10 protein-coding genes are annotated in these 12004 nt (G+C 62.2%); 2 read left to right on the forward strand and 8 right to left on the reverse strand.

Annotated features, from left to right (window positions below; translation table 11 throughout):
- Positions 1-41 precede the first annotated feature (41 nt).
- Positions 42-1067: a serine hydrolase domain-containing protein gene (locus ACHZCU_RS02330; protein ID WP_319517478.1), complete on the forward strand. Its 1026-nt coding sequence runs from the start codon at positions 42-44 to the stop codon at positions 1065-1067.
- 80 nt (positions 1068-1147) lie between these two features.
- Here the strand turns inward: ACHZCU_RS02330 and ACHZCU_RS02335 are convergent, their stop codons facing one another.
- Positions 1148-2356, reverse strand: a complete 1209-nt coding sequence (locus ACHZCU_RS02335) for a M20/M25/M40 family metallo-hydrolase (RefSeq protein ID WP_319517479.1) — start codon at positions 2354-2356, stop codon at positions 1148-1150.
- Positions 2357-2600: 244 nt separating this feature from the next.
- Here ACHZCU_RS02335 and ACHZCU_RS02340 point away from each other — a divergent pair, with 244 nt between their 5' ends.
- Positions 2601-3548, forward strand: a complete 948-nt coding sequence (locus ACHZCU_RS02340) for a LysR family transcriptional regulator (protein WP_106310587.1) — start codon at positions 2601-2603, stop codon at positions 3546-3548.
- Between the two features lie 32 nt (positions 3549-3580).
- Here the strand turns inward: ACHZCU_RS02340 and ACHZCU_RS02345 are convergent, their stop codons facing one another.
- From ACHZCU_RS02345 to ACHZCU_RS02375, 7 genes are all read right to left on the reverse strand, one after another.
- Complete coding sequence (locus ACHZCU_RS02345) at positions 3581-4951, reverse strand: MmgE/PrpD family protein (protein ID WP_319517480.1); 1371 nt, start codon at positions 4949-4951, stop codon at positions 3581-3583.
- Positions 4952-4966: 15 nt separating this feature from the next.
- Positions 4967-5731, reverse strand: coding sequence for an ABC transporter ATP-binding protein (locus tag ACHZCU_RS02350; RefSeq protein ID WP_319517481.1), 765 nt, complete (start codon positions 5729-5731; stop codon positions 4967-4969).
- The gene (locus ACHZCU_RS02355; RefSeq protein ID WP_319517482.1) at positions 5731-6591 is read right to left on the reverse strand and encodes an ABC transporter ATP-binding protein; all 861 of its coding nucleotides are present in this window, start codon (positions 6589-6591) and stop codon (positions 5731-5733) included. Before ACHZCU_RS02355 ends, ACHZCU_RS02350 begins: the two co-directional genes overlap by 1 nt.
- A 9-nt stretch (positions 6592-6600) precedes the next feature.
- Positions 6601-7527, reverse strand: coding sequence for an ABC transporter permease (locus tag ACHZCU_RS02360; RefSeq protein WP_106310575.1), 927 nt, complete (start codon positions 7525-7527; stop codon positions 6601-6603).
- Positions 7528-7540: 13 nt separating this feature from the next.
- Entirely contained in the window at positions 7541-8614 is a 1074-nt protein-coding gene (locus tag ACHZCU_RS02365; RefSeq protein ID WP_319517483.1) for an ABC transporter permease, read from the reverse strand.
- Positions 8614-10209, reverse strand: coding sequence for an ABC transporter substrate-binding protein (locus tag ACHZCU_RS02370; RefSeq protein WP_319517484.1), 1596 nt, complete (start codon positions 10207-10209; stop codon positions 8614-8616). Before ACHZCU_RS02370 ends, ACHZCU_RS02365 begins: the two co-directional genes overlap by 1 nt.
- A 113-nt stretch (positions 10210-10322) precedes the next feature.
- Positions 10323-11756: a M20 family metallopeptidase gene (locus ACHZCU_RS02375; protein ID WP_319517485.1), complete on the reverse strand. Its 1434-nt coding sequence runs from the start codon at positions 11754-11756 to the stop codon at positions 10323-10325.
- Positions 11757-12004 lie beyond the last annotated feature (248 nt).

The following is a 12004-nucleotide window of genomic DNA, read 5'->3' on the forward strand; positions in this document are numbered from 1 at the left end:
TGCCTCCCTCTCTTTCCCGGCGTTCAGGCGCCGGGAAATCCATGAAACAATTCAGAAAGGTAGACAAGGTGGGCAGCATCAATGCCAATCCCGCAGCGCATTGGGACCGTTACGAAACGCCGACAGCGGCGGGATGGAATGAGAAGGCCGTCGCAGCACTCGAAGCCGTCATCGGCCGCCAGAACACCGATTGCGTGCTGATCGCCCAGGGCGGACGGATCGTCTTCACCCATGGTGATATCGAACACAAATATCTGTGCCATTCGATGCGCAAGAGCTTTCTTGCGGCGTTGATCGGCGAGGATGTCGAAGCCGGACGCATCGACCCGTCGGCAACGCTGGAACAGCTCGGCATCGACGATCTCGATCCCTTGAGCCCGGTTGAGCGCAATGCCACGGTCTATGACCTCCTGACGGCGCGTTCGGGCATCTACCATCCGGCCGGTTATGAAACCGAATGGATGAAGATGATCAAGGAAAAGCGCCATTCCCACGCGCCCGGCACCTTCTGGTGCTACAATAACTGGGACTTCAATGCCCTCGGCTCCATCTTCGTTCAGCAGACCGGTCTCAGCGTGGCAGAAGCCTTTGCACAGCGCATCGCAGCGCCGCTGGGCATGGAGGACTTTTCGCTCGATGGCGACAGGCCGGACGCGTGGACGGAAACGTTCGAAGTCTCGCGGCACGAGGCCTATCCGTTCCGCCTTTCCAGTCGCGACCTTGCGCGGTTCGGCCAGCTTTTCCTGCAGAACGGCTCATGGTCGGGGAAGATGGTTCTGCCCGATGGCTGGGCCGAGGAAAACGTCATGCCCTATTCCCACGCCGGCGCAAGAGGCGCTTACGGCTATTGCTGGTGGCTGGAGCGCGACGGCGTTTTCGCCCCCGGCGTCCGCACACCCACAGGCTCCTATGCCGCTCAGGGGGCCGGCGGGCATTATTGCATGGTGGTGCCGGCGCTGGACATGGTCATCATTCACCGCGTCGATACCGACAAGAAGGGTCGCGCGATTTCCAAGCATGAATTCGGCCGTTTCCTGAAGGCTGTGCTGGTGGCCGCAGCGGGCTGACCTTTTCGCCCCCAGGAAAACGACAAAATCCGACGGCGGGAACCATCCTGCCGCCGGATTGCTGATAGGGGGCAGCGGGTTCAGCTATTCCACAGCCCTGCCGTGCCAAGGATTGCCGCCAGTCCGGCGGTCAGGCCCCGGACCGAATTTTCCGGCTCGACATCGATCCACTCTTCGAGGGAATGCGCCCGGCCGCCATCGCCACCGGTACCCACGCAAACGGCGGGAATGCCGAGGCTCATGGCGATATTGGCGTCGGTCGAGCTGAATTCCGGCTCCGCCTTGAAGCCGAAAGCCTGAAGGGCCGCCGTCGTCGCCGTCACGATCCGGCTGTCTTCGTCCGTGCGCCCGGCGGGACGGTTGCCGATCAGCTCGGCCTTTGCCGCGATGACGCCCGTTTCGGTATCGCCACGCTCGTTTTCCGCCGCAACGGCTTCGGCGATCAGCCGGTGCAGGGTCGCGTCGAGGTCTTCCAGCGCGCCGGCGTCTTCGGAGCGCAGATCGACTTCAAGCCAGACTGCGTTGGGAATGGCGTTGATCGAGGTTCCTCCGCCGAGAACCGAGGCGCAATAGGTGGTGCGCGGATTTTCGGGAACCTCCGTCCGCGACAGGCCGGTGACCACATGCGCCAGGGCATGGGCCGGATTGACCGTGCCGAACGCCGCCAGCGAATGGCCGCCCGGCCCGGTAAAGCTGATATGATAGCGGCGGGAGCCGACGGCGCCGGTTACCAGTCGGTCAAGGCTGATGCCGTCCATGGTGAAAAACGCGGTGATCCGGTCGCGATAGGCGTTTTCCGTAAACAGGTGGCGGACACCGCGCAGGTCGCCCTTGCCTTCCTCACCGACATCGCCGACGAACAGAAGATCGCTTTCCGTCTCGATGTTCGCGGCATCGAGCGCACGGATGAAGGCAAGCAGCACGGCCAGCCCGCGCGTGTCGTCTCCGACACCCGGCGCAAACAGTTTCGTGCCCTCGCGCCGCACCGTGCAATCGGTGCCTTCCGGGAAAACCGTATCGAGATGCGCGGCCACGACCGTCAGCCCGCCATTGCCGCGCCCGCGCCTGAGGCCGGTGACATTGCCGATCCCGTCGCGGCCGACATCTTCCAACCCGAGCGCGTTGAACATCGCCTCGTAAGCTAAGGCACGTTTCTCTTCGCCAAAGGGCGGCGAAGGGATTTCCGTCAGCGTTATGATGTCTTCGACGAAACGGTCATGATCCGCCTTCAGCACGGCTGCAGCGGCCTTGAATTGTTGCGACGCGAGAATGGTTTCGATTTCTGTCATGGGTTTACGGTTCCTTCGCCCTGCAAAGGGCATTTCTGCTGGGATACAGGCGTTCAAACACCTGTCGTTGGAGGAGAGAGAGGGATTTTGCGGCGGCATTCACCAGCGAGCGCCTCGAAAAATTGCGCAAAAAAATTGCAACGCACAAAGTTGACGTAAAATTCATCAAAAACTTGACTCGCGCGGTCTTCGGCAGTCTGATCGAAAGTCGATATTCAACCGTCCTGGATACGAGCTGCCCGCCATGGAACTGAGACTTCTGGAAGATTTTGTCTGCCTGAGCGAAGTCAGCAATTTTTCGCGCGCCGCCGAGCTGCGCCATGTCACGCAATCGACCCTGTCGAAGCGGATCAGGATGCTGGAACACTGGGTCGGCGCGGCGCTGGTCGACCGGTCGAGCTATCCGGTTTCGCTGACGGCGGAAGGCCGGATCATGCTGCCGCAGGCGCGTGAACTGGTGCGGCAGATCAACGGGCTGCGGGCTGGAATTCGCAGTTCCGGCCTCGACCGGGATGAAAAGATTCGCGTCCTCGCCATGCATACGCTGCGTGTGACCTGTATTCCGATTTGGCACAAGGCGGTGGAAACGCGCATCGGTTCGTTTGAGGAATATCCCTGCCCGGCCAACACCGCCTACAGCGAGACCGTGCGCCAGTTTCGCAATGATGAAAGCGACTTTCTGCTGACCTATGTTCACCCCTCGGTCAGCATGGGCTTTGAAGCCTCGGAACTGGAATCGATCACGCTCGGGCGCGAACGCATTCTGCCGGTCAGCGCGCCCGATTCCGACGGGAAACCGCTGCATTCGCTCGAGACCGACGGCATCATCCGCTATCTGAGCTACGGAACGCAGAGTTTCTTCGGTCAGGTTCTCGCCCCGGTGCTGCGCGAACATCCCCTGCCGCTCAATGTCGTCGCGGTCAATGCCATGAGCGTCGGTTTGCACTCGCTGGCGCTGGTCGGCACGGGCGTTGCCTGGATCCCGGAAAGCCTTGCGCATCGCGATCTCGAGGAGGGGCGTCTGGTTGTCGCCGGAAAGGACAACTGGACGATCTTCGCCGATATTTCCCTCTACCGGAAAACATCTGCGAAACACCGGCCTCTTGCCGAAAAGGTCTGGCAGGCGACGCAGGAAGAAGCGCGTTCCGTGGTGACGCCCTTCCCGCAGCGTTACGCCCAGTCTTACGCCTGAGCAGGGCGTCGCCTGTATCCGACATGAAGGTTTCATGCGGCTTCGGAGCGCCCCGGTTTCCGGGCGACAAGCTTCGCCAGCGGTTTCAGCGCGGCAAGGCCGTCGATGTCATCAAGCGTTGCCTGCATGGCGGCGTCGAACGGCAGCCCGGCGGCGGCGAAACAGTCGCGGAGCTTGAACTGCCGGGCCTCTTCGGAAAGCGGGTCCATCAGCGTGCCGCGCGCATGCGCAAGCGAGGCTGTCAGCACTCGGCCATCTTTCAGCTGCACCCGTGCCTGATGCGGCGGCCGTGTGCTGCCCTGCTCCTGTTCCGGCGGCATGACCTCCATCGTGATCTTCGAAAAAAGCGCGCGCAGATGCGGTCGCATGACGGCGGCATCGGTAAAGTCGGCAAGCGATAATTCGTCCTCGAACAGCGCCAGCGCCACGCAATACTGCATCGAAAACCGCCCTTCCATCGCCGTCAGCGGTTCGGAATAGGCGAGATTGCGGAAATTGGCGCGGCCGACGGTGAGCACGATGCTGTCCACGTCGTCGGCGGTAAAGCCGTGTTCGCGGCGCAGGGCGACAATCATGTCGGCCGAATTGTGGGTCGAGCCGCAGCAGGGATGAATTTTCGGCATCAGCCCGTCGGTTTCGATCACATGGGGCGTGGCGGCTTCCGGCATTGTCCACGCGGCCGCCGCACCGCCGCCCATCAGCGCACCGAACCCCTGCGCGCGTTCGAGAATATCGGCCCGCCCGTAAAGACCGCTGCGGGCCAGAAGCGCCGCCTCGACAGCGTTGCGCGCGGCCATGCCGGCGTGAAACGGTTTGGCCGGCGTGCCGAACTGGCCCTTCATGCCGGCCGCCGAACTGACGGCAAGCGACATGGCCTGCACAACGCCGGCATGATCAAGCCCCAGAAGAGCCGCACATCCGGCGGCAGTGCCGATTGCACCGACGGTCGAGGTCGCATGCCAGCCCGCCGCATAATGTTCCGGCCGCACGCCCGAGCCGACCAGCGCCTGTGCCTCAAGGCCTGTCAGATAGGCGTCGATAAAGGCAGCACCGGAGACATCCAGCGTCTCGCCCAGCGCCAGAAGCGCAGGCACGAGCACGGCCGAGGCATGGCTCATGCCCGGCCCGAAATTGTCGTCAAAATCGAGCGCGTGTGCGGCGATACCGTTGATCATAGCGGCCTGCGCCGGATCGGCAGAGCCGCCGCCGACCAGCGTTGCCCCCCCCTCGTGTCCCGTCCTCAGCAATGCGCTGCGGGCGGCAAGAACGGCCATGTCGCCCTGCCCGGCAACCATGCAGGCCAGCGTATCGGCTATGGCATTGCGCGCGGCGACACGGTTTTCGGTGGTGACGGCGACGCCGCCTGCCGCGCGGGCGGCGATCTGTTCAAGGATGGTTTCCATGCGTTTTTCCGGAGTTCAGCTGCGCGCCACGGCCGGCGCCGAGGCGGCAAGAAAGTTGCGGGTATAGGTCTCGCGGACATTGCCCGCGCGAAGCTGATCGGGCGTCAGCTGTTCGAGGATGCGGCCGCCCTGCATCATCGCGATGCGGTCGCACATATGGGCGATGACGGCGATGTCGTGGCTGACCATCAGATAGCTCAGGCCCCGCTCGCGGCGCAGGCGGTTCAGGAGGTTGAGAATTTCCGCCTGCACGGAGACATCGAGCGCAGACGTCGGTTCATCCAGCAGCAGAAGCTCCGGCTCGCAGATCAGCGCGCGCGCAATCGCCACGCGCTGGCGCTGCCCGCCGGATAATTCGTGCGGATAGCGGAACCGGAAACTGGAATTAAGCCCGACGGACTGCAGGACCTCATCGATCCATTGCTGCGACTTGCCGAGCTTCATGATTTTGATCGGCTCCGCCAGCACACTCTGCACCATCTTGCGCGGATGCAGCGAGGCATAGGGGTCCTGAAACACCATCTGAACCCGGCGGAAAAAGTCGCCGCGACGCTTGTTCTGCAACTCCTTGCCGTTCAGCAGGATCGAGCCTTCATAATCGCTGTTGAGGCCGGAAATCGCACGCAGCACGGTCGATTTTCCGCAACCTGACTCCCCGATCAGGCCAAAGGCGCTGCCACGCGGAATTTCGAAGGAAATGTCGTCGGCCACGGTAATGGTCGCAGCGTCGTAGCCAAAGCGAACCGTCAGGCCGAGCGTTTCGAGAATGTTTTCCGCCATCATGCCGGCTCCACTTCGGTGTCGTCCAGCCAGGCGGGGTCACGCACAGGCACGGCCAGTTCGGCGCGCGGACTGTCCAGCCGCGGCAGACTGTCCAGCAGGCCGCGCGTATAGGGGTGTTGCGCCCGGCCGAGATCGCGGGCGGCAAGGTCTTCCATCACACGCCCGCCATACATGACCAGAACCCGGTCGCAGAAATCCGCCACAAGGTTGAGGTCGTGGGAGATGAAGATCAGGCTGGCGCCGGCGCGGTCCACAAGTTCCTGCAGAACCGACAGAACCTGCCGGCGCACGGTCACGTCGAGTGCGGAGGTCGGTTCGTCGGCGATGATCAGCTCGGGCTCGGGGATCAGCATCATGGCGATCATGATGCGCTGGCCCATGCCGCCGGAGACTTCATGCGGCAGCAGGTCGAAAACCCGCTCCGGATCGCGGATATGAACGCTTTCGAGCATTTCAAGCGCGCGGCGGCGGGCCTCGGTGCGGCTTGCCCGGTGGTGGACGCGGTAGGCTTCCGAAATCTGCTTTCCCACCGTCATCAGCGGATTGAGCGAATATTTCGGGTCCTGCAGGATCATCGCGATTTCGCGCCCGCGGATGCGCCGCATGCGCCGTTCCGACAGGGAAAGAATATTTTCGCCGTTGAACACCATCCGTTCGGCCGTCACCCTTGCGGTGGGCGGCGACAGCCGCATGATCGAGCGGCCGGTCTGGCTCTTGCCGGAGCCGCTTTCCCCGACAATGCCGAGCTTTTCGACGCCAAGATCGAAGGAGACATTGCGGACGGCGTGGGTGGTGCGGTTTTCGCCGTGGAAGTGGATGTTGAGCTTGCGGATGCTCAGAATCGGATCGTCAGTCATGCCGCGCTCCTATTCATGCCTTGGGTCGAGAACGTCACGCAGACCGTCGCCGACGAGATTGAACGCAATCGAGGTCACCAGAATGGCGATGCCGGGAAAGGCCGCGACATGCGGGCTTGTCAGGATGAACTGCCGGGCCGCCGACAGCATCGCGCCCCATTCCGGCGATGGCGGCTGCGCGCCGAGGCCGAGAAAGCCGAGCCCCGCCGCCGACAGGATGATCGAGGCCATGTTGAGGGTGATCCGGGCTATGACCGAGGGAATGCACATCGGCATGACATGGCTGACGATCAGCCTTGTGTTGGACGCACCCTGCAGCCGGACGGCGGAAATATAGTCCGACCGGCGGATGACCATGGTTTCGGCCCGCGCCAGACGGGCAATCGGCGGCCAGGACGCCAGCGAAATGGCGATGATGGCATTGTTGATGCCCGGCCCGAGGGCTGCGACGAAGGCGAGCGCCAGAACCAGCGACGGAAAGGCGAGAAATATTTCGGTGATCCGCATCAGCACGATATCGACCCAGCCGCCGAAATAGCCGGAAACCGTGCCGACGATCAGGCCGACGGGGGCTGCGATCACCGCCGTCAGGCAGGCGATGTAAAGGGTGATGCGAGCGCCGAACAGAAGCCGCGAATAGATATCGCGCCCGAGTTCATCCGTGCCGAACCAGTGCTGAAGCGATGGCCCCTGCAGGCGGTTTGCAAGGTCCTGGGTAAAAATGTCCTGCGTGGCGAGAAGCGGCGCGAAGACAGCGGCGAAAACGATGATCGCCAGCAGGGCGAAACCAAGAAGGGCCGAGCCGTTGCGGCGCAGCTTGCGCCAGCCGAGCCACACCTGCTGGGCGCGTGCCTGCGCCGGCGAAACCGGGTTTTCGGCCGTCAGCCACTCGCGGAAGGACGGCGCCTTGGCCGGATGGGTGGTGGTGTCACTCATATCCTTTTCCTTCTCAGCGGGTTCTGGGATCGATGACGCGATAGAGAAGATCGCAGATCAGGTTGAGCACGACGAAGATGACGCCGATGACCAGCGTGCAGCCGACCACGGCATTCATGTCGCCCGACAGCAGCGAATTGGTCATGAAGCGACCGAAACCGGGCCAGGCGAACACCGTTTCCGTCAGCACCGCCCCTTCCAGCAGATAGGCATAGGACAGCGCGATGACGGTGATGACCTGCACGGCGACATTGCGAAACACATGGGTCCACACGATGCGCCACAGGCCAAGCCCCTTGGCACGGGCGCTGATGACATATTCCTGCTCGAGCTGGTCGATCATGAACGAGCGCGTCATCCGGCTGATATAGGCGAGCGCGCTCAGCGCCAGGATCGAGGCCGGCAGGATGATGTGACCGAACACGTTCTTGAAAAGCCCCCAATTATGCTGGAGCGCGGCGTCGACCAGAAAGAAACCGGTGACCTGATGAAGCTCGAATTCCCAGGTGAAATCGATCCGCCCCGGCCCGTTGACCCAGCCAAGCTGGGCATAGAGCAGAACCAGACCCATCAGGCCCAGCCAGAAATTCGGCGCCGAATAGCCGAGCAGCGAGAGGATGCGCGCGACGTGATCGACGATCGAATTGCGATAGACGGCAGCAATCACGCCCAGCGGAACGCCGATCACCGTGCCGATCAGCATTGCCAGCGTCGCCAGTTCCATGGTGGCCGGAAAAACCCGGGCGATCTCGTCCGATACCGGCCGCCCCGAGATCAGCGAATTGCCGAAGTCGAACCGGGCAACATCCCAGAGATAATGCGCGAACTGCACGAGAAGAGGCTGGTCCAGCCCCAGTTTCTGATACAGCGCATCATAGGCTTCCTGCGTGGCATTGTCGCCGAGGATCGCCAGAACCGGATCGATCGGCAGCAACCGCCCGATGATGAAGGTCAGGGCGGCAAGGCCGATCAGCGTTGCCGCAAACGACAGAAGAAATTTTGCGCCGCCGAAGATGCGCGGCAGGCGAAGGGACCTGCCGCGCGCGCCTGCGGACGCGCTTTTATCAAGCGTTCCGGCGTCAGCCATTATTTACTCGCCATGTCGTAGTAGACTTGGAAACCGTTCCAGGTCCAGTTCTTCAGCGTGTCGCGCGCAGCGGCCACGAAATAGGTCTGGAACATGATCGCCATTTCACCGGTTTCCATCCAGCGCTTCTGGAGGTCGGCATACATGGCCTTGCGCTTTTCCGGGTCCGTCTCGACGGCGGCCGCTTCCACGATCGCGTTATATTCCGGGTCCTGATAGGAGGCGCGCCATGCCGGATACTGCGTCAGCTGCGCCTCAAAGGAATTGTCCGGGTTCATGACCAGACGCGAGGCATTGCCATGGGCATCGGGAACACCGGTCTGCCAGGCCTTGATCCCGGACTGGTATTCGCGGCCACGCACCCGCGCAAAGAACTGTGCATTGGCCATCTGCTCGATATTGAGTTTGACGCCGATCTGGGCGGCGTTCTGCTGAACATGCTGGCCAAGCGGCGCCGACCAGGGCAGCGAGCCGACAAGGATCGTCGCCTCGAAACCATCCGGATACCCGGCTTCGGTGATGAGTTCCTTGGCCTTGTCCAGATCGAGGTGGAACGGACGGGCCTCGTCTTCCGGCAGCGCGCCAAACGCGCCGGACTGGGCGAAACTGTTCCACGGCTTGCCGAGATACTGCATCACCGTATCGCCGAGCGCGTCATAATCGATGAGATATTTCATCGCCAGCCGCACCTTCTGATGGCTGAAAATCTCGTCGGCGGTGTTGAAGGTCCAGAAGATCAGCTGCGGCTTCAGCGCCGAAGTGACATGGATGCCGTCCATGGCTTCCAGTTCGCGCAGGTCTTCCGGCGTCAGGTCGCGGGCGATATCGACATCGCCTTTTTCAACCATCAGGCGCTGCGTTCCGGTTTCGGCAACATGGCGGATCATCACCCGCGACAGACCCGGCTTTTCGCCGTAGTAATTGTCATTGGCTTCCAGAAGCACGCCCTGCCCCTGATTCCAGCTGGCCAGATGATAGGGACCGGCGCAGGCGGTCTTGTCCTTCAGATAGGCATTGCCGAAATCGCCATCCTGCTCGTTCTGCATGATCAGCTCTTTGTCGAGCGCGATCGATACGCGATTGGCAGCAATGGCCTGCATCAGCAGCGAGGACGGATAGACATCTCCGAATTTGAGCACCAGCGTATAGTCGTCCGGCGCGGTGATGCGCTCATCCATGTTGTCGACGGAAAACCCGTAATCCGTCAGTGCCGCCGCATTGCCGTAGCCAAGTGAAATCGCCCGTTTCAGCGACCAGACGAAATCTTCCGCCGTCACCGGGTTACCGGAGGGGAAGACGGCGTCCTGATGCAGGTTGAAGGTGATGGTCTTGCCATCCTCGGAGACCGTCCAGCTTTCGGCCAGAGCGGGGATGACCTCGGCCTCGGCTTCCGGTTTGAAGCTGACCAGAGCATCGCATGTGTTCTGCAGCAATTCGTTGGTGACGACCTCGCCGACCTGCGCCGGGTCGAATGTCGAGATGGCGTCGATATTCCATGCCATGACGAGTGCGTCGTCAGGCGTGGCCGCCAGTGCCGGCAGAGCGCTGCCGCCGGCGAGCAAAGCGGCTGTGAGAAGTCGCGGAATTCCGTTCATTTGGCTGATATCCTTACTGTTCCCGTTTTCAGTTTGCCGGACCGTGGCTTTTTGCCCTTTTGTCGGTCCGGATATTCTCCGCACCCCGGCGCTCGAAAGGCCGGGTGTGACTGTCACTCGGCAGCGGCAGCAGGCCGCGGCTGGAGCGGCGGTTTCACATCTGCCGGAATCGGGCAGACATAAGGCTCGCGGGCGAGATTTTCGGCATGCGCCTTCTTCACCCGCGCCATGAGCGTTTCATCTTCCATGAGCATGCGGCCGGTTGCTGCCATCACCTTGCTGACATAGGTCATGGCCTTGTGGGCGGCCGGCGCCTTGCCCTGCGCGACGATCTGCCAGCTGTGCCCCGGCGTGCCGATGGCGTGGGTCGCCGCATGCGCCTGAACCGTGGGCACGGCCCAGGAAACGTCGGCAACATCGGTCGAGCCCATCATCTTCTCGCCTTCAAGTTCGAGCGGCAGAACATAATCGCACAGCGGCTCGCCTTCGCGCGGCTCAAGCCCGACGGAGCGATAGGCCGCGGCAATGTCGGCCGGCGTCAGCGTCTTCTGGATTTCAGCGGCAAACGTTCGGTCCGCCTCGTCGAAGGCGATGCCGCCCAGCGCCTCGAACGCCTTTTGCATTGCCTCGTCGAGCGGCTTATTGCCCAGCATGTTGGAAACGGCGGACATGATCGAGATATCGACGCTCGTCTCGGTCATCATAGCCGCACCGCGGGCGATCTTTTCGACCCGCGCATTGAGATCGAACATGCCGGAAAGCGTGGTCGAACGAATGGCATAACGGGTCTTCGCCTTGCCCTGAACTACGTTCGGGGCGGTGCCTCCGGCGTTCAGATAGGCATAGTGAATACGGCTTTCCTGCGGGACATGTTCGCGCAGATACTGCACGCCGACATTCATCAGTTCGGCGGCATCGAGCGCGGAACGGCCAAGATGCGGGGCGGCGGCAGCGTGGCTGGAGCGGCCGGTGAATTCGAAATCCATGCGGGTATTGGCAAGGCTCTGCGCCTTGGCAACGCCGGTCATGGCGGCGGGGTGCCAGGTGATCGCGGCATCGACATCGTCAAATGCGCCGTCGCGCACCATGAAGGCCTTGGCAGCGCCGCCTTCTTCCGCCGGGCAGCCGTAATAGCGCACGCGGCCGGGTGTGCCGGTTGCCGCCAGCCAGTCCTTCAGCGCGCAGGCGGCCAGCAGCGCCGCACTGCCCAGAAGATTGTGACCGCAGCCATGGCCGGGACCATTGGCTTCCAGCGGTTTGGGCTCGGCAATATTGGCTTCCTGACTCAGCCCCGGGAGCGCGTCATATTCGCCGAGAATGGCGATGACGGGACCGCCCTCACCCGCTTCGCCCATCACGGCGGTCGGAATACCGGCGACCTCTTCCGTCACCCTGAAACCCTTGTCACGCAGCATCGCCGTGTGTTCGGCGCAGGAGCGGTATTCCGCATAAAGCGTTTCCGGCATGCCCCAGACCCGATCGGCAAGACCGATCAGATCCGCGCTGTGTTCATCGACATAATCCCACACCGGCTCGGAATTCTGCATTTCATTCCCCTGAACGTTATTTTGTTTGCAACGATTATCGAGTTTCCGGCCAGGCCGTGGTTCTGTCCAATGACAATGCGCGCAGATTCCAGTCATCATAAGAATAGATGATCTTCCCCTTCGCCGACCGCGCCGCCGGCCGATGCGCTTCAGGAATAGTTTCTGGAAAACATCGAATTGGTCAGCCACAGGCGCGGCTGCTAATCAGGATATGAGAAGGCCGTTTTCAGAAACCGGCTTTCGGTTCC

The sequence above is a fragment of the uncultured Martelella sp. genome (assembly GCF_963677965.2).
GTDB classification, from domain to species: Bacteria; Pseudomonadota; Alphaproteobacteria; order Rhizobiales; family Rhizobiaceae; genus Martelella; species Martelella mangrovi.